The sequence below is a fragment of the Anabaena sp. WA102 genome, from assembly GCF_001277295.1.
GTDB classification, from domain to species: Bacteria; Cyanobacteriota; Cyanobacteriia; order Cyanobacteriales; family Nostocaceae; genus Dolichospermum; species Dolichospermum heterosporum.
On sequence record NZ_CP011456.1, the window covers coordinates 2,298,955 to 2,321,492 of the forward strand.

17 protein-coding genes are annotated in these 22,538 nt (G+C 37.4%); 10 read left to right on the forward strand and 7 right to left on the reverse strand.

Annotated elements, in window-relative coordinates:
* Positions 1–9 precede the first annotated feature (9 nt).
* Together AA650_RS09975 and AA650_RS09980 are read right to left on the reverse strand one after the other, a co-directional pair.
* Entirely contained in the window at positions 10–363 is a 354-nt protein-coding gene (locus AA650_RS09975; RefSeq protein WP_053538902.1) for an STAS domain-containing protein, read from the reverse strand.
* 297 nt (positions 364–660) lie between these two features.
* Positions 661–2,700, reverse strand: a complete 2,040-nt coding sequence (locus tag AA650_RS09980) for a glycosyltransferase (protein WP_053538903.1) — start codon at positions 2,698–2,700, stop codon at positions 661–663.
* Positions 2,701–2,978: 278 nt separating this feature from the next.
* Here AA650_RS09980 and AA650_RS09985 point away from each other — a divergent pair, with 278 nt between their 5' ends.
* Together AA650_RS09985 and AA650_RS29220 are read left to right on the forward strand one after the other, a co-directional pair.
* Positions 2,979–6,053, forward strand: coding sequence for a DUF3131 domain-containing protein (locus AA650_RS09985; RefSeq protein WP_053538904.1), 3,075 nt, complete (start codon positions 2,979–2,981; stop codon positions 6,051–6,053).
* A gap of 336 nt (positions 6,054–6,389) precedes the next feature.
* On the forward strand, positions 6,390–7,847 hold the full coding sequence (locus AA650_RS29220) for a hypothetical protein (RefSeq protein WP_053538905.1): 1,458 nt from the start codon (positions 6,390–6,392) through the stop codon (positions 7,845–7,847).
* A 262-nt stretch (positions 7,848–8,109) separates the two neighbouring features.
* On the opposite strand, the gene AA650_RS09995 is transcribed toward AA650_RS29220, so the two are convergent.
* From AA650_RS09995 to opgC, 3 genes are all read right to left on the reverse strand, one after another.
* Positions 8,110–9,498 (reverse strand): DUF3131 domain-containing protein, encoded by a 1,389-nt coding sequence (locus AA650_RS09995; RefSeq protein WP_081424197.1) that lies wholly within the window; start codon positions 9,496–9,498, stop codon positions 8,110–8,112.
* Between the two features lie 203 nt (positions 9,499–9,701).
* Positions 9,702–11,003: a DUF3131 domain-containing protein gene (locus AA650_RS10000; protein WP_053538906.1), complete on the reverse strand. Its 1,302-nt coding sequence runs from the start codon at positions 11,001–11,003 to the stop codon at positions 9,702–9,704.
* A 2-nt stretch (positions 11,004–11,005) separates the two neighbouring features.
* Positions 11,006–12,154: an OpgC domain-containing protein gene (opgC, locus tag AA650_RS10005; protein WP_053538907.1), complete on the reverse strand. Its 1,149-nt coding sequence runs from the start codon at positions 12,152–12,154 to the stop codon at positions 11,006–11,008.
* Positions 12,155–12,491: 337 nt separating this feature from the next.
* Here opgC and AA650_RS10010 point away from each other — a divergent pair, with 337 nt between their 5' ends.
* Positions 12,492–16,259 (forward strand): response regulator, encoded by a 3,768-nt coding sequence (locus tag AA650_RS10010; protein WP_053538908.1) that lies wholly within the window; start codon positions 12,492–12,494, stop codon positions 16,257–16,259.
* A gap of 361 nt (positions 16,260–16,620) precedes the next feature.
* Here the strand turns inward: AA650_RS10010 and AA650_RS10015 are convergent, their stop codons facing one another.
* Positions 16,621–17,193, reverse strand: a complete 573-nt coding sequence (locus AA650_RS10015; protein WP_053538909.1) for a GNAT family N-acetyltransferase — start codon at positions 17,191–17,193, stop codon at positions 16,621–16,623.
* Positions 17,194–17,271: 78 nt separating this feature from the next.
* Between AA650_RS10015 and bioB the strand changes: the two genes are divergently transcribed.
* The 3 genes from bioB (at position 17,272) to AA650_RS10030 (ending at position 19,037) form a co-directional block, all read left to right on the forward strand.
* The gene (gene bioB, locus AA650_RS10020) at positions 17,272–18,273 is read left to right on the forward strand and encodes a biotin synthase BioB (RefSeq protein ID WP_199924419.1); all 1,002 of its coding nucleotides are present in this window, start codon (positions 17,272–17,274) and stop codon (positions 18,271–18,273) included.
* 81 nt (positions 18,274–18,354) lie between these two features.
* Positions 18,355–18,672, forward strand: coding sequence for a hypothetical protein (locus AA650_RS10025; protein WP_053538911.1), 318 nt, complete (start codon positions 18,355–18,357; stop codon positions 18,670–18,672).
* Positions 18,669–19,037 (forward strand): aspartyl protease, encoded by a 369-nt coding sequence (locus AA650_RS10030; protein ID WP_053538912.1) that lies wholly within the window; start codon positions 18,669–18,671, stop codon positions 19,035–19,037. Before AA650_RS10025 ends, AA650_RS10030 begins: the two co-directional genes overlap by 4 nt.
* An 83-nt stretch (positions 19,038–19,120) precedes the next feature.
* Here the strand turns inward: AA650_RS10030 and AA650_RS10035 are convergent, their stop codons facing one another.
* A complete protein-coding gene (locus AA650_RS10035) occupies positions 19,121–19,654 on the reverse strand; it encodes a hypothetical protein (RefSeq protein WP_053538913.1) in 534 nt (177 codons plus the stop codon).
* A 169-nt stretch (positions 19,655–19,823) separates the two neighbouring features.
* On the opposite strand from AA650_RS10035, the gene AA650_RS10040 reads away from it, so the two are divergent.
* The 4 genes from AA650_RS10040 to AA650_RS10055 all read left to right on the forward strand — a co-directional run bounded on the left by AA650_RS10040 (position 19,824) and on the right by AA650_RS10055 (position 22,383).
* The gene (locus tag AA650_RS10040; RefSeq protein WP_053538914.1) at positions 19,824–20,810 is read left to right on the forward strand and encodes a GTPase; all 987 of its coding nucleotides are present in this window, start codon (positions 19,824–19,826) and stop codon (positions 20,808–20,810) included.
* A gap of 7 nt (positions 20,811–20,817) precedes the next feature.
* Positions 20,818–21,381, forward strand: a complete 564-nt coding sequence (locus tag AA650_RS10045; RefSeq protein WP_053538915.1) for a GTPase — start codon at positions 20,818–20,820, stop codon at positions 21,379–21,381.
* A gap of 316 nt (positions 21,382–21,697) precedes the next feature.
* The gene (locus tag AA650_RS10050) at positions 21,698–21,967 is read left to right on the forward strand and encodes a DUF2281 domain-containing protein (RefSeq protein ID WP_028084968.1); all 270 of its coding nucleotides are present in this window, start codon (positions 21,698–21,700) and stop codon (positions 21,965–21,967) included.
* Positions 21,964–22,383, forward strand: a complete 420-nt coding sequence (locus tag AA650_RS10055; RefSeq protein WP_015081509.1) for a type II toxin-antitoxin system VapC family toxin — start codon at positions 21,964–21,966, stop codon at positions 22,381–22,383. The genes AA650_RS10050 and AA650_RS10055 overlap by 4 nt, the downstream gene beginning before the upstream one ends.
* Positions 22,384–22,538 lie beyond the last annotated feature (155 nt).

Sequence of the window (22,538 nt, forward strand, 5' to 3'; positions counted from 1 at the left end):
AAACTTTTATCAAGGTTGTTTGAAAAGTTTTTGGCGATTTGCTAGTTCTAATACTTTGCTGTCAAACTCTTTTCTATTACTTAATATGTTCAAAACTCGATCAATTTTCGTTAATTCAAATAACATTTTGACTTGCTCATTAATGGAACATACAAATAGTTCTCCTTTAGCATTTCTCACACTTTGCATTGCTCCTACTAAAGCACCTAAACCAGAACTATCAATAAAACTCACCTTTGACATATCAATCAATAGCATATTAAATCCATTATTAAGGATATCAGTAATTTGACGACGTAATTCGTTACCGGCGGTGGCGTTTAAAATTCCTGATGGTTCAAAGACGTGAATTTTAGAAGTCATAAATTATCTTCCTTTCTGTGTTAGTTTGTAAATTTGCTATTGAAAATCGTCATATCTATTTAAAATTCTACTACTATTTAAGGCATTTTGTAGAACTTTAAAAAATAGATTTATAAGCAATAAGAACTTTCATTTTTGAGATTATACGAGTTCAAAAAAAGTCAAGAAGAGATGTAAACAAGAAAAGCTCAATATAACCAGTTTCCAAACCTCTCCCCACAGGGTTAGGGGGTTAAGTTTTGTGGTTCTATGCAATTCGTTTGAAACACCCTTTTAGAGATAATTAATGAATTACCTCTACTTTACTTCTGTTTTGTGTAAGTCCTGTGGTTGCCAAACAGCAGCGCTGATAATTGCCCAAAGTAGAGATAAAATATATATACCCCATAATGTGTTGATCAAATAAACCCAAGGAGTTTCTAACTGACCAATAGCGAAACGATATATACTCCATATTATACCTAAAATCATCAAAATAAACACAGTTAGTTGTGGCCAGATTAGCTGGAGATAAATTCCTGATTGTCGCTGCTTAGGTGTAACCTGAAATTTAATAGGTTGTCCGGTTAATACACTCCATGCAGATTGAATGAATAGGGGAAATAAAGAGATAGAATATTGTTCTGAACGCCATAATTCCGCAGCATTAATTCCCCAACCAGCGGCTAAAAAAGTCAACCTATTAATTATAAAAGCTGGAAGAAAATGGATAGTAAAATCAAAGCCATAAGTTTCCACGGGGATAGTTCCCGTAAAAAAATAGATAATGGGACAAGCAATGAAAATCAAAGTTGCAAACCCAGAAAAATAACTATATGTTGTCTTAAAATAGTGTAATCGTTGCCAAAATGTCAGTCCTGGTTTGGTGAGAGGATTTTCTCTCATTAACACTTGAATTGTGCCTTGAGACCAGCGCATTCGCTGTTTGAGGGTAGAACTTAAATCATCAGGAGCAAGTCCTTCTGCTAATAATTCATGATGATAAATTGATTTCCAACCAGAACTATGCAACCGCATGGCTGTATTCATATCTTCGGTAATACTATTACTAGAAACACCACCAATTAATTCAAATTCATCTAATTTTTTGCCATCTTTGACAAATTCATCTGCAAAATATTGTAAACCCACACTAACTAATGCTTCTCTTCTTAGGACTGCATTTGTACCTGTGTAGAAAGCTGAATTCATGCCATCTTTACCCTGTTGAATGGGTCCATAAAATAAATTGGCTCGATGTCCAAAGGGGTCTCCAGGAGGAATATTATAAAAATCTTGGGGAGTTTGCACAAATGCAATGCGGTTTGGTTCATATTTTCCTGAATACAAATTATAGGTATAGAAATATGGCAAAACTCGCTTTAAAAATGCTGGTTTAGGAACATGATCTGCATCTAAAGTAAGAATAAAATCTCCTGCGGTCTCTCCAGAAAAAATGGCGTAATTGAGATTACCTGCTTTAGCATGATGAGGTACTCCTGGTTGTTTAGGACGAGCAATATACCGCAACCTAACCAGTTGCACAAGTTCTAATTCTTTTTGACGAATTGCTAATTCTAATGCGCTACGTTCATGATTAAGATGTTCATATATAGTTGATTTACTGGCATGATGACTATTTTGATTTTGAGGATTTAACCAGAGAATAAACTGTTGTAAACTGTGGACAAATCTAGAGGGAATATCCTCGAAAGTATTTGAAGTATTTAAGGTATTTAAAGATGATTTTTGCAGCCATTCTTCAGCGGCTTTTACTTCAGGTGCTAGATTTTCTAGTTGCTCAATTCGTTGATTTAAAGTAGATAATTCCGCGTCAATTCGATTAGCTTCCTGTTGTAATAATGGTGATTGTAAATCCTCCAGAGCTAATCTTTCTGACATAGCTCGCATTTGTTCAGAATTACCATCATCTAATACATATACACGCAGCTTTGTGGTTGGATAATCTATTGCTAAAGCTGCTCTAGCAGTTTCTTCCACCATTTCTGAGGGTTCATTATAGCAGGTTATAAACACATCTACATTTGCCCAATCACAGGTAGGGAGAGGTGGGCTTAACTGATTGAGAGACTTAACCTGTCGGACTATAGGCCGCCATAATCCGATGACAAACATAACTCCTCCGAAATAGCTGTAAATTTCCGCCAGCAATAAAGGAATAGACAGCCATAGAGCATCAAAGTTGATAGAATGGGTTATCCGCCATTGTAAATACCAAGCACCAAAAATTAAGTTGATTTCCGCTAAGTACCGAAAAAGTAGGGTTCTTTTTTTCAGTGTTGAACGGCTATTACCGGAAAAATTCGCTGAATCATAACTAGAGGAGGCTGAATTCATTTTGCTACCAAAAATAAAATTTAAATTAGTCAATTAGCGGTTGTTTGTTTTTATACGAGTCACGTATTTGATTTTTGATTTGAACTCCCATGGTTGTCCATAGCCAGTCTATAGTCCTTGATATTTTTTAGATATCACTGAGGATTCCTGTAGCTTGTTAAAGTAGAGTTGTTATTTAATGTATCAGATTTTTGGTGTCATTTCTAACTATAGCGAAGTGATTCTGTCTTCTCTAGCACTCTAGTCCTCCCTGAATGGTTCTCAAATTTTATTTATAAATGATACAGCAACACCGTCACTACAAAATATTAAGATGGATTGCATTGTTCCTAAGTGGAGCATTTCTGCAATTTCTGTTCTGTGTGCCTACAGTATCTTTAGCACAAAATTCTACTCCTAATGGCTGTAGTCAAATTTCAGCGCCTCTGACACCGGAGGAACAGATTTACGCTCGTGCAGCTTGGCAGTATTTTGTCAATAACTATCAAGCAAATACAGGGTTTACTAATTCTACTGGTGGTTATCCTTCTGGTACTCTCTGGGACATTGGTAATTACCTAATGGCTTTGAATGCAGCGCGGTGGATGAATTTGATTAACCAGTCGGAATTTGATTCGCGCTTTAATAAATTTCTTACCAATTTTGCTAACCTTAGTTTATTTGAAAACGCTTTACCAAATAAGGTATACAATGCTGCTAATGGAAAAATGACTGATTATGGTAATAAACCTGTAGAAAAGGGGCTAGGTTGGTCAGCTTTGGATATTGGTCGCATATTGGCTGCTTTTCATATTATTGGTACTTGTCATCCTCAATATAAAAATTGGCTGAAGGGAGTTCTCAGTAAGTGGCAGTTAGCAAGATCACTGAAAGATGACCAACTTTACGGAGCGCTTGTCTTACCTAATGGTAAAACATTGTTGGTACAAGAAGGGCGACTTGGTTATGAGGAATATGCTGTTAGGGGTTATGAACTATGGGGATTTAAAGCACCCAAAGCAGCGGCTTTAGAGCCTTTCAAACTTGTAGATATTAATGGGGTGAAAATTCCTGTTGATACCCGTGATTTTCAAAGCACTAATGCTAATAATTATGTAGTTGGTGAATCCTATATTCTTGATGGCATTGAATTTGGCTTAGAAGGTTATTTAAAAAAATATGCTGCTGACATTTTAGAAGTACAAAAGCGACGCTTTGAATCTACGGGACAACTAACTGCTGTTTCTGAAGACAATATTGATCAACCTCCTTATTTTCTCTACAATACTATTTACTCTAATGGAGTTGCTTGGGCAACAATTACGGAGAAAAATAAGCCCTATACAGAGTTGCGGAGTATTAGCACTAAAGCTGCCTTTGGCTGGCGCTATCTTTATCCAGGTAATGCTTATGCTCAAAAGGTTTTTGATGCTGTTAAGGATTTACGTGATCCTAAAGGTGGTGGCTTCTACGCTGGACTGTATGAAGAAACAAAAAAACCTAATAAATCCTTGACAGGTAATACTAATGGCCTAATCATGGAGATTTTATATTATAAAGCTAGAGGAAATCGCCCCTTAATTGGTGGTAGTGGGGTGAGTTTTGCAAAAATACCGTCTGGTGATTCTAAACCCTCAGATTCTAAACCCTCAAATTCTAAACCCTCAGATTCTAAACCCTCAGATTCTAAACCCTCAGATTCTAAACCCTCAGATTCTAAACCCTCAGATTCTAAACCCTCAGATTCTAAACCCTCAAATTCTAAACCCTCAGATTCTAAACCCTCAGATTCTAAACCCTCAGATTCTAAACCCTCAGATTCTAAACCCTCAGATTCTAAACCCTCAGATTCTAAACCCTCAGATTCTAAACCCTCAGATTCTAAACCCTCAGATTCTAAACCCTCAGATTCTAAATCACCTTCTGCAAATTCCCCGACTCCAGCCCAAAGTCCTATTCCCATAAATGTTACACCTGCTAAGACTAATACAGCGACTAACCCACCTCCGCTGATAGTTAAACCTATTCCATCCTTGGGTGTCCCGCAGCCAGCTAAACCATTACCTAAACCGTTAACAGTTGTACAAAGACGCTACGCTCAAGCTGCCTGGAACTATTTCTCCGCTAATTCTCAGCCTAGCACAGGATTGGTGAGCGATCGCTCTGATGTTAAGGGTTCAACATTGTGGGGATTAGGAGATTATCTAACAGCGCTCAATGCAGCATGGGCAATGGATATAATTTCTCCCAAGGAATTTGATCAACGCATTCGACAGTTGTTGAGTGCTTTAGCGCAGATACCGCTGTATGCAGGGGAATTACCGAGTCGGGGTTATGATCCGCGAACATTGCAACCAGTAGATTATGGTGGTAATCCAGTTCCAGAAGGTACTGGCTGGTCGTCTTTAGATGTGGGAAGACTATTAGCAGCCCTTTATAATTTAAAAACAGATCACCCCGAATATACGGAAGTTGTTGATCAAATTGCTCTCGATTGGTCATACTTGCGGGTTGTGCGGGAAGGTATTCTTTCTAGTGCCAATGTCACCAAAGATAAAAGTGGGCGGTTAGTCCCCAGAATTAATCCTGAAACCCGTTTGGGTTATGAAGAATATGCTGCTAGAGGTTTTCAATTGTGGGGATTTAATGTTGATAAATCTGCTGTGGGTGGTGAATATAAAACAACATCAGTGGAGGGGGTAGAAGTCCCCATTGAACGGCTTCGTAAAGATACAAAATCAAAGGTTAATCAATATACCGTTAGTAATCCTTTCCTGCTGTATGCTCTAGAGTTTGGTTTAGATCCAAAAATGCGATCGCTCTTTACGGCAGTCTATCAAGCTCAAGCCCAACGCTACCGTAATACTGAGACTCTTACTGCCTCAGCTACTACTCTCATTGAGCGTCAACCTTACACTGTCCACAGTTCAATTATTGGTCAAAATCAGCCTTGGGTAGCCTTAGATGATGATGGTAAACTACTACCAGAGGGAAGATTAGTCAGTTCGGCTGTGGCATTTGCCTATTATGCCTTACTGCCTAAGGATAGCTATACTCAGGAATTAATCAAGGCAACAACGGACTTATATAACCCTTTGCTGGGCTTTTATGAAGGTTTTTATGAAAAAACAGGTAAAACTGCTCTTGGTTCTACTAGTAGCACTAACAGTATGATTCTACAATCTTTACTGTATACAGCAACAAAGCAACAACCCCTCCTCCGTCCTAATACGGATATGAAATCACCCTGGTGGCGAGCAGTAGCTGATGGTAATTCTGGTCGGGGTCTACCGAATACTTCTACTCAAAAAACACAATTTGTGAGTAATGGCACTGAACATTACTGGATTACTGTTAAAGATGGTATGAATTAACTTTTGCATGGTTAGATACTTGATGTCGCTATCAAAGAAGAGATAAATGATCATGAGTCCACCAGATGAACCTAACTTACCAGTCCAGATTCATAAATACTGATATAAAATATATTATATAGGATTTACGCAAAACAGCAGGAAAATAGCGGTAATCTCTTCCGAGATATTGCTATATTAATTACTGCTGCCTAAAAATAAGGTTTATGGTTAGGACACACAAGCTATCAGCCATATCTTCTGTAAGTCTTGGATACATTAACTCACCCTGGTAAATTGGTAAAGGTACTAATGTGAAAATATTCATTCTATTTCCATACGTAACTATTTTGTAAGATGTTACTCTCACTGAACTTGCTACAACGAATACTATATTTATTTTTTCCAATAAGTATCATCACTAGTTTCGGTATTAAGTCTGTATCTGCTGCTCCTATCGAACTAGATGAAAATTGGGATTCAGTCTCACTTTTAATAAAACCCGTCCCTGTGGTTGATAATTTACCAAATTCACGCCAAAATAACGGAGATATTAGAGAAACAGATTCCTCTGTTTTTTTCCCACTAGATGAAAACTCGAACTCATTTCCAGAATTAACCGCACAAATTACAAATTTTGGTATTTCAGAAAACTTAAACACAGTTTTTGACAGCGGCTTTCTTCCTCAGAACTTGCATTCAATACCAATATTAATTGCTGCACCTGAAAACTTCAATCCTCAGCTAAGGTTAACTTCCCAACGAGTATCTCCTCTGCAAGCACAACCAACTTCTACAGTACAACCAACTTCTACAGTACAACCAACTTCACAACCAACTTCTACAGCACAACCAACTTCACAACCAACTTCTACAGTACAACCAACTTCACAACCAACTTCTACTACACCTGTGCGGCCAGCATTTATTTTGGAAAGTATCCAAACAGGGTTTCGTAGGGACATGAATAGTTCCCAGCAGGAAAGCCAAACTATTGAACCAGTGTTTCAATTTCGGTTATTCAATGGAGAGAAAATTAAATTAAAAACTGCCTTTAATAAGTTGAGTCAACCGAAATTTGCATCTCTTACTAATATTCCCCTTCAGTTGGGATGGGAAGGCAAAACAGGTAAATATACTATAAAATTAGGAGCAGGAATTGATCTATTTAATCGCTTACCAATGGCTCTCAATTTCAATGCTCAGATAGATAGACCAATTGCTGTTAAACTCAATCCAGATTATAGCCTCAAGTCAGGTTTATTTTTATCAGCAGTCGTAGAACAAGGTCCTTATAAAACTAGTGTGAAAACACTGGAAAATCAAATTACAGCTACACGCTCTGGTTTCAATACTTTTTGGCAAATTGACCCTAATACTAGCTTTTTTGGCTCTTATCGTGTGGGTTTATATAATGATGGTAATTTTGAACAACAGATTTTTAATCGCTTGGAACATAAGTGGGGTGAATTTTGGTTTGCTGGTAATGTTTTCGCTTGGAAGTATGCAAGCGATAATCAAGAGAGTAGTGGCTATTTTTCTCCAGTATCTTCTCTAGTTTATAACGGTGAAATCGGATGGGGAAAAAACATTTTTCCTTTTTTAAATTGTCGCTTAAATACCACCTTGGGAAGACAAAGAGTTAACGGTGATAAAAGTGGAGGTACTGGCTATCAAACTCGCTGTACAGTCAAAATATCACCAAATATAGGCTTAGACTTAGGTTATAGTTTAGGTAAGTCTCACAATCTCATGACTGGGGAAAGTCTGTACAATAATCAGATATTAACAGGCCAATTACAGATAAAATTTTGACCTGTTTTTTGACTGATCATTCAATATTTCAAAAGTAGAGTAAACAGTAAAACTCATGTTTAAAAACATGAGATTGAAATAATGACACTGTTTTTTTCGTGCTACGCATCTTTTAAAAACATCTTTTTTTTGACTGAGCTTTAAACTGGTGCAAATGAGTGTTTCTTATCTGTTCCCTGTTCCCTGTTCCCTTTTTTTGTAAAAGCAGGGAAATTGAAATCATAAATTATCGAATTTCACAGCATCAAAATAACCTTTTCCTTTACTCTTTTATTCCAGCCCAAACAGTGAGAGGTTTACCAACTTTTTTATACAGCAAACTTTCTAAAATTACACCATTATTATTGGCAGTAAGAGCTTTATTTGGCTGATTTAAAGACTCATAAAACCCGTTGTACCAACCTTGATCAGATTTGAGTTGAGTTTGCACAAAATTAAATAATTTGCCTGTGTAATCAGTATTATACAAGACGTGCCAACCTACTGCGGCTTTAGCACTGAGAAAACGTAGATCATCATATTTTTTTCCTGTTCCTGTGATGGTTGCCCAAGGTTGTCCATTCACAAATAAACTACTATAAACAAAGTAAGGAGCGCGATCTAAATTATCTTCCGTGACAGCAGTTAAAAATTTAGTTCTTTGATAACGAGCTTCTTGTGCAGCTAAAATTCGGTCTGAGAATGCTTTAGGTAAAGCTTGAAATCCGGTTTCAATGCCATCTAAAATATAAGGCTCGCTGAGAACATAATTATTTGCACCTGAATTCTGATAATCCCGTCTATCATAAGGAACACCCTGTCCATAGAGGTCTACAAAGTCTGTATTAGATGTGTAATCTAAAGCTTTTTTAACATTTAAACCCCAGAGTTTTAACCCATAAGCTGCGTAATTTTCATAACCTAAACGCCCTTCTTGGTTATACTGTTCTTCACCAGCAATAACAGAAGTACCGTACATTTGCCCGTTTTTGACCAAGCGCTTGATTTGCCAATGTTTCCAAACGGCTTCTGTTTGCGATCGCATTTTGGGATATTTTGTACCAACAATATTCAGCCATATAGCTAAACGTCCTAAATCCAAAGCAGACCAACCAATTTCTTCTCGTTTATCTAATTGACCATAATTTACAGGTATCAATGTTTTTGAATTATAGACTTTATTCGGTAATTCTCCTTTATACAAAGGCATAGACGCTAGAGTTTTTAACATCTGACTCATTTTGCTCTCAAACTCTTCTACGGTAATGATATTAAGTTCTTTAGCACTGACCAAAGCAGCCATAGCAGCGGCTTGGTCCCACATAGTAACAGAGGCAAAATTATTTACAGAGTTAACCAAGCCAGTTCTATCGTTCCAATTACGTTGGAAGTATAACCAAGCTTGACGCGCCATTGCAGTTTCCTCTGTAGTTAATGTCCCACTTCCGGGCGCAATATAGGGTCTTTTGGCGGTTGTCAATTCGGTAGCGGCAATGGGTTTACCTGCGACAATTGTTAATTTAGTATTCAGCTTGCTAATATTATCAGTATTTATAGTTAAATTCTTTGACAAAGAATTGAAACCTGTAATTGCAATGACAGCGGTTATAACTCCGCCAAAGGTAGCGAGAAAAGATAGTTTTTTTGATGGTGGCTCAAAATCAGAATTCATCATGGAATTGGTAATTGGTAATTGGTAATTGGTAATATAATCGAGGGTTTTTTCTTGTCTAGTTTTTTAAGTCAGGACTTACGCAAAATATCTCTCAGTAGGGGCGAACGGTCGTTCGCACTAAGTCCCTTTCTCTGTGCCTGGAGTTGTTTGTATATTCCGTGACTCGTGCGTAAGCCCTATCCAGGATAGATAGGAGATGATTAGGGTTCTTTAGCCCAAACTGTCAACGGTTTGCCCACACGACGATATAGTATTGCTTCTAACACTATGCCGTTGGTATTCACGGTTAAGGCTCGATTTGGTTCTTGAGTTTCTTCATAAAAACCTGCAAAAACGCCACGACTTGGATCAGCCAGCCAGCGCATACCCTTATGAAGTCTTTCTGTATAGCGAGTTTGAAACAGCATATTCCAGCCTATTGCGGCTTTAACACTACTACCCCGATAAACAAAAGCATCTTTACCAGATGAGTCTATACTTTTCCAGGGTTGACCATTGACAAAAATACAATTGTAGACAAACCAAGGCTCCCGATCTAAATTATCCTCAGACCAGGCTGTGAGTTGATTGGTAGCTTGATAGCGACGTTGTTGAGCTTGGAGTAACTTGGCTGCATATTCCGCAGGTAAAGCCTGAAAACCACTTTCCAACCCATCCAAAATATAGGGTTCACTAGTGACATAATTATGATAGGTGGTGCGTTTATCCGCTGGTACTTCCACACCCATAACATTGACAAACTGAGTTTCGGCTTTGGTATCGAGTGCTTTGGGGGCTACAATCCCAATTTTTTGTAATCTATAGGCTGCATATTGTTCATAACCTAGCCGTCCTTCTTGGTTCCAGGTTTCCTTACCATTTTTAATCCCTGTCCCCATTAGCTGTCCATTCTTCAGTAACCGCTTTAACTGCCAACGAGCCGTGACGGCTTTACTGGCCGCAGCGTGTTTGGGGTATCGAGTTTCGATTATATCTAGCCATTGCACCAGTCGCGCTAAATCAATGGCCGAAAACCCAATTTCTTCAGGTTCTGCCAACTTGCCGTAGTTAACCGGGATTAAAGTTTTCGCGTTATAGGCTTTGTTTGGTAACTCATTCCGGTACAAAGGTATTTTGGCTAGGGTGGCCAATATTTCCTCTATCCATTGATCAAATTCTGCCGGCTTGAGCAAGCCTAATTCCCGTGCTGCTACCATACCAGCTAACTGACTACCCACGTCCCACATGGTTGTACTGGGAAAGTCCGCAGCGGAAGAAACTAAACCCGTGGATAAACGATTTTTCTGGAAATAGCGCCAAGCTGTACGGGCTAATTGTATATCTTCTGCATTCAGCCGATTTTGACTAACGGAAGTCACTGGAATTGGGAGAATGTTAGTCTCACGCCATTGTATTCCTTTATGCAATCCAAAACCAACTAAAGCGATCGCCGCAGCGACAATAGTTTGTTTTAATAAACTAGGTTGGATTGGAGTAGGATTGATAGTTGTATCTTGTGTCATGGTTAGCGGGGGATAATATTAAACAACACTTCTTTTTTCACCAGCCACCAGAAGCAGCCCACAGCTACAGCCTGAGCGATAGTAGTGACTATGGGATTACCATCAACTAAAGCCGGAATTAAAAACCAAATTACTGTGACTGGAACGTGAACAATATAGACGTACAAGGAGTTTTGACCCAAACTAATCAACAGTTTCCCCAGAATTTTATTTAACGGTTGCCAAAATGTATCCACAATGATATACAGCAAAGGGAAAAAACCGATGTGATTAATTAAACGCAAAAAACCCACCCGACTGCGGTCTGTCCATGCTAACCAAGCAACTCTATCTGAGAATTTGGCTGGCCAAACACCAAGCTGAATATCATAATGTGCGGTTGTAATTGAGCCAATGACGATTAATACCAAGCCTATAATTAGGGGAATTTTCGGGATTTTTCCCCATAATTCTTGTAGTTTTTGACGATAATAACCTGCTAATACGCCATGCACATATAAAATTTGCCAACCAGCTAAGGCAAAGTAAGGATGTTCTCTGTCTAAAGGATGGAAACTCAAGGCATAAGGATGTAATTGTTGGATACTCCAAAATGTCCAGGAAATAGCCAAAACAGGCAACCAAAAGCCTTTCCTTAACATCCAGAAAATGGCGGGGGAAAACAGCAACAGCAATACATACAGTTGCAAAATGTCAATGACAGGTGGTGCTAAATGGAATGTAGCTGCCGCTAGTAATATTTGCCACCAAGTCCCAGGCGCAAAATCAAAAGCCGGACGGGTCCAACCGGGGGCAATTATACTTAATAAACCCAGGACAGACATTAAAATGAAACTGGTGAGATAAAGTTTTCCAGAACGCTCTAACAGTTTTTTCATGGCTTCGGAAAAGCCAACTTTATTGATACGTCCTAATGTCACCATTCCTAATACTAGTCCAGAGAGAAATACGAAGCCTTCGGCTGCACTAGCGTAAATATGTCCCCTGTTGATAGCACTGAAATAAGAAGAACTTTCTAAATGATTGAATACCATGGAAACAATGGCAATGCCCCGGAGAAAATCAATCCTTAGATCTCGGTTTCCGTAGAGCGTGGGATCATAGCGCCAGGATACAGGAGGATTATTTGTTGTAATTGTATTGTTATGCACAAGATATGGTTACTTTCGGTTATTTAACTACTTGGTTCTAGAACAGGAACTAACTAAATATTTTTTCGTAGGTTTTCAACTCTTCTCTGTAATGGAGTACGCATCGAATGAGAATTACTGATAAGATAATACCCTAAAGCCAGAAATAAAGTCTAAAAATCCTGAATTTTCTTGATCTGCTTGCAGTAGCGCTTCGCTACCAGTAGGTGAGTGATGGATAAGTAAAATACCGTATAATTGAATTTACTTACGTATGATTATAAATTTTGGTGTTTTTACGTCTACATACTCAAGATAGCCAAAATCACAACACTTTTAACTAAGGGTAAATTTAAATATGAAAGCCTTATTACGCAGTGACGAAGCCGGAAGAATTGAAGCACTTTTACAATACAGAATTCTTGATACTCAGTCCGAACTGGAGTTTGATGATATTACCCGTTTAGCTTCTTTTATTTGTGGAACTCCCATGGCCGTAATGACCTTAGTTGATACGGACCGCCAATGGTTTAAATCTAAAATTGGGCTAGAAGCATCAGAAACACCCCGTAGTATTGGTTTTTGCAATCATGCTATCCAGCAACCAGATCCCATGATCATTCCCGATGCTACTTTAGATCCAAGATTTGTGAATAACCCTTTGGTGACATCAGATCCCAATATCCGTTTTTATGCGGGCATACCCCTAATTAATGATGAAGGTTATGGCTTAGGAGCGCTGTGTGTTCTCGATGACATACCAAGACAACTCGCACCACAACAGATAGAGGCATTAAATATTTTAGGTCGCCAAGTCATGCAACAATTAGAATGGCGGCGTAATTTAGATAGTTTGCTCCTCTCAACGGTATTAGATACAGTTAATGCTTTAGTGATAGTTCTTAACCCAGAAGGGGAAATTATTGGATTTAATCGAGCTTGTGAAGAAACCACGGGTTATTCTTACAATGAAGTTAGAAATCAATGCTTTTGGAGCGTATTTACAGAACCGAAACGCCGTCGAACGGTGCGATCTATTTTTGAAAAAATTAAATCAAGTAAAGGGTTAAAAGAATATGAAAACTATTGGCGAATAAAAGACGGAAATCTGCGGCTAATTAATTGGTCAAATAGAACGGTTTTAAATGAAAATGGTGAAATTGAATTTATTGTTTGTACCGGCATAGATATCACTGAACGCAAACAAGCTGAAGAGTCTCTAAAACAGCAATTAGCAGCAGTAGAAGCGGCGAGTGATGGCATTAGTATTGTTGATAAACAGGGTAATTATCTTTATCTAAATAGCTCTTATGTGAATATATTTGGCTATAGTGATGCCACGGAATTGCTAGGAAAAAAATGGCAAGAAGTTTATGAACAAGAGCAGATTAAATTGTTTGAAAAAAAGATATTTCCTGAACTAATGAAACAAGGTTACTGGCATGGAGAAACAATTGCTCAGAGAAAAGATAGCAGTGACTTTGCCGCAGAAATGTCTCTGACAAAATTGAAAGATGGCGGATTCATTTGTGTAGGACGTGATATCAGTAAACGCAAAGAAGCCGAGGAAGAACTAAAATACTTCAACTTGCGATCGCAATTATTAGCTGATATTACTTTAAAAATCCGCGGTTCTTTACAGATAGATGATATTCTGCAAACGAGTGTTACTGAAGTACAAAAACTGTTGAAAACTGACCGTGTAGTGATTCTAGAGTTGTTGGCCGATGGCTCTTTAACAGCGCGGAAAGAAGCATTAATTCCCGGTATTCCAGTTGTTATGGGGGCAAATATTGTTGAGCCTTGTTTGACAAAAAATTATATCGAGAAATATACTCAAGGATGGATTGGTGTAATTAATGACATTGAAAAAGCTAACATTCAACCTTGTCATATCGAACTATTGCAAAGGTTTAATGTCAAAGCTAACTTAGTTATTCCTATTTTTCTCAAAGATGAATTTTGGGGTTTACTAATTGCTCATCATTGTACCCAACCCCGTCAATGGACTAACTGGGAAATAGAATTTCTCAAGTCTTTATCTGATCAAATAGGTATTGCTTTAGCTCAAGCTAAATTGCTGCAAGTGGAAATCCTACAAAGACGAGAATTGGAAATTGCTCGTCATCAAGCTGAGTTAGCATCTCTATCCAAAAGTAGTTTTTTAGCGAATATGAGTCATGAAATTCGTACTCCCATGAATGGCATTTTGGGCATGACTGGTTTATTATTAGAAACTCCTCTCAACCCAGAACAAAGAGATTTTTTAGAAATAGTTCGTGTGAGTGGTGATGCTCTTTTATCTCTGATTAATGAGATTTTAGATTTATCTAAACTTGAAGCTGGAGAAATGATGATCGAAAGCATAGATTTCGATCTTTGCAATTGTCTGGAAGAAGTGCTAGATTTATTAGCTCCTCAAGCACATCAAAAAGGACTAGAAATTGCCACACTAGTAGAACAGAATGTCTATAAATATCTGAGGGGAGATGTTGGCCGCTTACGACAAATTATCATGAATTTAATTGGTAATGCTATTAAATTTACCAAAGAAGGAGAGGTATTATTAGAAGTAGAATTAAGGTCAGAAACTCAGGATCTAGTCATTCTCAATTTTACTGTTATAGATACAGGAATTGGTATTAGTCTTCAAGATCAAAACAAACTTTTTCAAGCATTTAGCCAAGTTGATGCTTCTATTACCCGTCAATATGGTGGCACAGGTTTGGGATTAGCAATTTGTCAACAATTAGTAAGTTTAATGGGAGGAAAAATTGGCGTAAAAAGTCAACTGGGTAAAGGATCTCAATTTTGGTTTGAGCTACCTTTTATGAAGCAAATCCACCCTTCTTCTCAGATTTTGGAGCTTGATATATTGACTAACAAGCGGTTGTTAGTAATAGATGACAATGGCACTAACCGGAGAATTATTTATCATCAAGCTACTCATTGGGGAATGTGGGTGGATGAAGCTGCTTGTGCAAATACTGGTCTTGCAGCTTTACAAAAGGCTGCCGAAAATCACCCCTATGATATTGTTATAATTGATATGCAAATGCCTGCGATAGATGGTCTAACGCTGGGATCACAAATTAAGGCTAATTCTGCTATTAGCAATATTCCTTTAGTTCTATTGACTTCTAGTAATCAAAAGGATGAATGGAAAAAAGCAATCAACATAGGATTTATTAGTTATTTAGTTAAACCAATAAAGCCTTCTCGTTTGCTAGATACTATTATGGATATTTTAGCAAATCAACCAAAATTAGATAATTTCCAATCTTCTAAAATTGAGCAATCTTCTATAACTGTGTTGGATGAAAAGATATCTGATTCTACAACATCAAAGTTAAAATTGCTGGTAGCAGAAGATAATCCAGTTAATCAAAAAGTTATCCTCAAGCAACTCGACAGTTTAGGCTATAAAGCTGATATTGTAGCCAATGGCCAAGAAGTTTTGGAAATGTTGGATAACATTGCCTATGATTTGATTTTGATGGACTGTCAAATGCCAATTCTCGATGGTTTAAAAACTACAAAAGTAATTCGTTCTCGGCCAATAAGTTCATTTGTTAATCATCGACAACCTATAGTTATTGCTATTACTGCTAATGCCATGAAGGAGGATCAACAGAATTGTTTAGATGCTGGTATGGATGACTATTTTAGCAAACCAATTACTAAGGATAAATTAGCAACATTATTAGAGCTTTGGAGTTCGAGAATTATAGCGGGACGAGTAGTGACTATTCCTGAATCTGAGCCAGTAGTTTTAATTACAAATAATCCGTTAACAGATTTACCAATTGATTGGGAACATCTACATCAAATCTCAGAAAATGATCCAGAATTTGAGTTAGAAATATTAAAAGTTTTTGTGGAAGATAGCCTGTTTCATGTAGAGGGAATTAAAGCCGCAATTGCCGTTAATGACTTTCCTCAACTGGCCAGAGAAGCTCATCATCTTAAAGGTTCTAGTGGTAATATTGGCACTACAGCCATACAGAAAATTGCAGAAGAACTAGAACAACTCAGTCGCAAACAGAGTTTTGTTGGTGCTTATGAATTGTTATTAGAATTAGTTGATTTTATAAACAAGATTCAAGCGTTTTTAACTAAGTCCTGAAAAAGTTTTTTCGTTCTCTTACAAGGTTATGAGGTCAGGGGTAACTGACAGCATTTTCCGCTCTGATGAGGTACAAAGTTGAATCATGAAAATCTTGTGGTGCGGGCATCTTGCCCGCTAGATATGTGCCTCATAACACCGGGAAGTTCTGTATATCCGATATTCCGCACTTCATAATGTAGTATAAGCCTTTTCAAGAATACCCTTAATAAAGGTTAAATGACTACGTATTAAAACTTAAAATATTTGATAAAATATGTATGGTTAAAATAGCCCCGCGATTATTTATATTGACATAATTTATTTCTCCATAATTATCTTCAGATCCCCGACTTCTTGGAGAAGTCGGGGATCTGGTGTATTATAAATGCGATCGCCAGTGGGGATTTGTTAAACTTGTGAAAATATGATCTTCCCATTTACCATTAATCATTAAATAATCTCTAGCATATCCTTCAACTACAAAACCAGCCCTTTTAAGAACATTACCACTGCGGCGATTATGGGGCATATAATTAGCCATAATGCGGTGCAGATTTAATTCTTGAAAAACATACTTAGTGGAAATAGACAAGGCTTCTGTCATGTAACCATAACCTTGTGCTGATTCTGCTAAACTGTATCCTAATTGACAAAATTGAGCAGCACTATAGACAAAGCTGCTAAAATTAGCTGTTCCCATAACTTTTCTAGGCTGGTGTTTCCGATAAATAAATAGTTTTAATGAATAGTTGTTCACAAATTCCCAGAAACTCGTTTCTACTTGATACTCCCAATAATCGTCAGTAAAAAAATTTTCATCCCATTGAGGATAAAATGGCGTAAGATATTCTTTATTTTCCGTAAAATATTTGAGTATGTAGGGAATATCCTCCATCACTGCCATTCTTAATATTAGGCGATCGCTTGTCAGAATTGGTGGCTCTGATGTCATATACTCAAATTTAAATATTTTGTATCAGCTATACTAATTTGAACATTAAACCAAAAGACTGCAAAAAGGATAATTACGGTGGGAATACGCTACGATTGGCAACCAACAGAGATATTGACAATATATAATACACCGTTTCTAGAGCTAATTTATCAAGCTGCTACTGTGCATCGTCAATATCATCAACCGCAACAAATACAAGTTTGTAAGCTTATCTCTATTAAAACCGGTGCTTGTCCAGAAGATTGCGGTTACTGCGCTCAATCTTCCCGCTACAAAACCGAGGTAAAACCCGAAGCACTGTTAGAAAAAGAAACAGTCATAAATATTGCCAAAACAGCCAAAGAAAGCGGTGTTAGTCGGGTTTGTATGGGTGCTGCTTGGCGAGAAGTTCGGGACAATTCCCAATTTGAGGAAGTTCTGGATATGGTTAAGGACGTAACCGGCATGGGTTTAGAGGTATGCTGTACCTTGGGAATGTTGACAGAAAATCAAGCCAAGCGGTTAGAAGATGCGGGATTATATGCTTATAACCATAATCTCGACACCTCAGAGGAATATTACAGCACAGTGATTACGACTCGAACTTATGGCGATCGCTTGAATACAATTGCCAATGTTCGCCAAACTAATGTTACCGTATGTTCGGGCGGTATTCTCGGTTTAGGGGAAAATATTAGCGATAGAGTCGGAATGTTACATACTCTCTCAAATTTACAGCCTCACCCCGAATCTGTACCCATCAATATTCTTTCTCAAGTTCCCGGTACACCTTTAGAAAATCAACCTGATGTCCCCATTTGGGATGTAGTGCGGATGATTGCGACTGCTAGAATTATTATGCCTAAATCTGACGTGCGTTTGAGTGCAGGTAGGGCGAGACTTTCTCAAGTAGAACAAGCTTTATGCTTCATGGCTGGTGCAAATTCCATCTTCTCCAGCGATGATAATAAAATGTTGACGGTGACTACTCCCTGTCCTGATTATGACGCAGATAAAGAAATGTTGAACTTGCTTGGTTTGGAAATGCGTCCCCCCTTCCAAAAGCAGGAAAAAACACCTAATGCAGTGATGATATAACAGTTTAAAATTACCTCTCCCTGACTGGGAGAGGACTCGAATATGCTAGAATTTAGGGTGAACTTTAAGCAGATGATGAAGATGACACAATCCACACCCCAAAGAGTTGTCCGTCGTGGTCGAGTATTTCCCGAAATTCAGTGGACTGATGAACAAAAAGCTGAAGATAGAGCTAGAAGACAGGCATTTTCTGAGCGTTGTTGGGTAATTTTTGAGCGTTTAAAACCAGAAATATTAGATAAATATTATGGTTGGTATATTGCTATTGAACCTGATAGCGGTGATTATTTTATTGATCAGGATCAAGAGGTAGCTAGTAAAATGGCTAGAGAAAAGTATCCTCATGTGATTCATCATATTTATGGCATTAATGAAACGGGAGTTAGTGGCAGAATATGATTGAGGGAAGATTTGGAGATAAAGGTCAAATTTATTTGGAAATTGATTTAATTGATGGAGATAATTTCAGTTTTCCTGTAGAAACAATGTTAGACACAGGATTTACTGAATATTTAGCCATGAATAAACAAGATGTACAAAGTCTTGATTGGCCTTTTTTACGTCAGAATAAATTAAGAACTGCTCAAGGAGAAACTGAATTTGATGTTTATCATGGTAGGGTGATCATAGATGGTCAAGAGTTTGAAGTTCCTGTATTTGCTGGAGATGAAATACAGGAAATTTTATTAGGTTCTCGATGGTTGAAGTTGTTTATTTTAGTCGCTAATTATGGTGGACATAGGGTGAGTTTAGCGTTAATTTAATTATAAAGTTATACTTTAGGAGATTAATAGATTAGTTATTTAGTCTAGCATTTTGGCATACCTTTTCTTGAAAAGTTATGATTTTAGACTTCAGATTCATGAGAAATAAATTGCTCTACATCATCTAAAGGAAGATTTAGGGATTGAGCTATTTGATCTGCGGTGAGTCCTAATTTTACGAGATTTAAAACTACTTCTAATTTTGCTTTTTTTCTCACATTTTCTACAGCATTGAGACTTTCTACTCCTATGATCTCTGATTCAGCTTTAACAATATCTGTATCTGATTGTTGAGAATTATTAGAACATAGATTAATACTACCAATTTGATTACCAAGAACTGTAAATGCTGAGTTTGTGATAATAATACGTTCTATGTTTGCCCGAAAGTTAGATTTATTAGTAGTTTCTTGTAGTGCTTCAGAGAGTTTTTGCCACAGCGCATAAGCTTCATCTTTAACATGACCTTCAGTACAGTTACTCTCTCTAGCAACTTGTGCATACTTTTGATTCTCAAAGACTCCTCGAAGTATTGCTATTTGCAAGCTATTGAGATGTTGCCCTGTTTGATTAAATAAGAGATCATCTACGTATTTCAGCACTTCTTGCCAACTCATAAATAAATTTGCGTAACTCTCCGCTATTATCCGATACTTTCCGCCTAACGTAAAGTTTCTTTATAAAACTTCCTACTAAATCCGCTATGTTCCGTCTTTTAATCTATACATCTTTATGAAATACTCCATAGATACAATGTTAAATATCATCAAGTAAACAATACAACTCATGCTAGATAAAAATTTGCCAGAAGAATCCAAGCGTCTTGCAGAAAACATAGCTGAACAATTTAAACTTGAACGCGATAAAGAATTTACATTTTTGCTCGTAGGTCGATCTGGTGTTGGTAAATCTAGCACAGCTAACAGTCTTATGGGAAAAAAAATTGCTCCTGTTGGTAAATTTGAGCCAACAACAATGACTGTTGAAAGGTATAAAAGTGAAATTGGAGGGGTAAAGTTTACAATAATTGATACACCTGGGTTGTGCGATGATTTAGAAAAGAAAGGGAACGACTATGAGTATCTAGAACGAATCAGGTTAAATACAAGTCGTATTGATCTAATGTGGTTTGTTACGGAACTGGATGAGAACAGGGTTCTCTCTGATGAAAAAAGAGGTATTAAGCTAATTTCTGAAGCTTTTAACCCTAAAATATGGGAACAAGCAATTATCGTCTTCACCTGTGCAGATAAAGTTTCACCAGAAGAGTATCCTGAATTTTTGGAAAAACGCACGGAATTAATTCGCAAGGAAATTTCTACGTATTCGGGAATAGCAATTGCCAATAATATTCCTTCTATTGCAGTGAGCAATATCAAAGAATTTACTCCCGATGGTGAACGCTGGTTAGGAGAACTCTACACACAAGTTTACACGCGTATGGCGAGAGAAGGGGCTGGAGCATTCTTTATGTCAACTGTTGAGCGTATTCAACCACCAAAAATTGAACGTGAAATAGTTTATGTACCCAGTCCACCACCAACAGCACCAGCAATATATTTGAATGAACGACAAGCAGGAATTGTCAGAAACAGAACTGTAGATATAATAATTCAATCCACAGAAGCAGGTGCCGTAACAGGTCAAATGATTGGTGAAGCATTCGGTTCAATTGGCGGACCAGTCGGTTCAGAATTACTCGGAAAAGCTGGTGAAGCAGTTGGCAGTGTAGCTGGTGCGGTATGGGGCGTATGTAAGGCTCTACTTGGATAAGTAATTTATGCGTAAGTATTTGCTTGTTGGGCGGACTGGAGTAGGTAAATCCAGTTTTATTAACTCAGTATTTGGCCAATATATTGCTGAAACGGCAAAATATGAAGCCTGTACAAGAGTTATTGAGCATTATGCTTATAATAGTCCTTGGGGAGATGTCTGTCTGATTGATACCCCAGGGCTGGCTGAGGATGATCTTGAGTGTGACAATAAATACTTAGGCTTAATTCAACAGAAAGTCAATTTAAAACAAACTTTTGCAACTTTTTATATCAGTCGTCTTGATGATACGCGGTTTCGTCCTGATGAAAAACGAACACTATCTAGACTAACTGAACATTTAGGATCACAAATCTGGAGTCGGACAATTTTGATCTTGACTTTTGCTGCGTCTGTTCCGTCTCACTGGAGAGATGAAGCAACTAAGCAAAGATACGAAGATATACTAAACTACCTGCGACAAATTACCTATAATCAGTCTTATAATTTTCATGATTATTGGCTTATTGATAATATGATTGAAGATTGGGCAGATAGTGCTTTACCAATATCAACAATTTTCAAGCTTTAGTAAGGTTATGTTCAACCGCTTGTAACTCAAACTTCTATAAAATCTTTACCAATACCTATTTTTGATTTTCAACTTGAACAGCATATTAATTCAAAATTGCTTGAAAGTTTTGATTTAAAGCAAAAATCCAAACAACTTCTAGAAATTGCTAAAATAGGAGTAGAAAAGCCATTGAAACCGATAAAGCAACAGCTACAGATTGGATAAATCAGCAATTGGCAATATTAGGAATTGATATCAACAATGGAGGAGAAAATAAAAATTAATGCTGATGTCATTTATAATAGAATAATAGCCTAGTAGTAGAGGTGAAACTATGACCATTGAACAAGCTGTTTTAGAAAACCTGCGAGAGTTACCAACCGATAAACAACAGGAAGTTTTAGATTTTATTCAATTTCTTAAACATAAACTGTCACAAATAAAAGAACAAGTACAGGAAAAACCATTACAGAATAAAGGAGATAGCTTTTGGGAAGGGGTTTTAAGGTTTCGAGAAACAATTGAAAGAGAAGGAATTGAATTTACAGATGAAGATTTTGCTAATTTAAGAGATCGTAGTCCAGGACGCGAGATTGATTTATGACAGTTCGCTTTTTACTAGACTCTAATATTATCTCAGAACCGAGTCGGCCAATTCCCAATACTCAGGTTTTAGATCAATTAAATCGCTATCGTTCAGAAGTAGCAGTAGCAAGTCTTGTTGTTCATGAAATCCTTTATGGCTGTTGGCGTTTACCAGCATCTAAACGCAAGGATTCTTTATGGAAATACATTCAAGATTCTGTGTTAGATTTGCCTGTGTTTGATTATGATCTCAAAGCTGCAAAATGGCACGCACAGGAAAGAGCTAGATTATCGAAAATTGGTAAAACACCTGCTTTTATTGATGGACAAATTGCCAGTATTGCCTTCTGCAATGACTTGATTTTAGTAACAAATAATGTGGCAGATTTTCAGGATTTTGAGGATCTGATAATTGAGAATTGGTTTATTAAATGAGGGACTAACTGTAGAAAAAGTTGCTCGGATACTTGAGTTAGAGATCGAAGTTGTGAAAACTTGCAATCAAACAGCAAAGTAGTAAATAGACATTTGATAATCCGATTGAGACAGATACCTAAACCCACATAAAGTGGGTTTAATTAGCGTCTAAT

Bases quoted from the DNA above. Each gene is read 5' to 3' on its own strand.
- AA650_RS09975 (WP_053538902.1), bottom strand. From the start codon at position 363: ATGACTTCTAAAATTCACGTCTTTGAACCATCAGGAATTTTAAACGCC.
- AA650_RS09980 (WP_053538903.1), bottom strand. From the start codon at position 2,700: ATGAATTCAGCCTCCTCTAGTTATGATTCAGCGAATTTTTCCGGTAAT.
- AA650_RS09985 (WP_053538904.1), top strand. From the start codon at position 2,979: ATGATACAGCAACACCGTCACTACAAAATATTAAGATGGATTGCATTG.
- AA650_RS29220 (WP_053538905.1), top strand. From the start codon at position 6,390: ATGTTACTCTCACTGAACTTGCTACAACGAATACTATATTTATTTTTT.
- AA650_RS09995 (WP_081424197.1), bottom strand. From the start codon at position 9,498: ATGAATTCTGATTTTGAGCCACCATCAAAAAAACTATCTTTTCTCGCT.
- AA650_RS10000 (WP_053538906.1), bottom strand. From the start codon at position 11,003: ATGACACAAGATACAACTATCAATCCTACTCCAATCCAACCTAGTTTA.
- AA650_RS10010 (WP_053538908.1), top strand. From the start codon at position 12,492: ATGAAAGCCTTATTACGCAGTGACGAAGCCGGAAGAATTGAAGCACTT.
- AA650_RS10015 (WP_053538909.1), bottom strand. From the start codon at position 17,193: ATGACATCAGAGCCACCAATTCTGACAAGCGATCGCCTAATATTAAGA.
- AA650_RS10025 (WP_053538911.1), top strand. From the start codon at position 18,355: ATGACACAATCCACACCCCAAAGAGTTGTCCGTCGTGGTCGAGTATTT.
- AA650_RS10030 (WP_053538912.1), top strand. From the start codon at position 18,669: ATGATTGAGGGAAGATTTGGAGATAAAGGTCAAATTTATTTGGAAATT.
- AA650_RS10035 (WP_053538913.1), bottom strand. From the start codon at position 19,654: ATGAGTTGGCAAGAAGTGCTGAAATACGTAGATGATCTCTTATTTAAT.
- AA650_RS10040 (WP_053538914.1), top strand. From the start codon at position 19,824: ATGCTAGATAAAAATTTGCCAGAAGAATCCAAGCGTCTTGCAGAAAAC.
- AA650_RS10045 (WP_053538915.1), top strand. From the start codon at position 20,818: ATGCGTAAGTATTTGCTTGTTGGGCGGACTGGAGTAGGTAAATCCAGT.
- AA650_RS10050 (WP_028084968.1), top strand. From the start codon at position 21,698: ATGACCATTGAACAAGCTGTTTTAGAAAACCTGCGAGAGTTACCAACC.
- AA650_RS10055 (WP_015081509.1), top strand. From the start codon at position 21,964: ATGACAGTTCGCTTTTTACTAGACTCTAATATTATCTCAGAACCGAGT.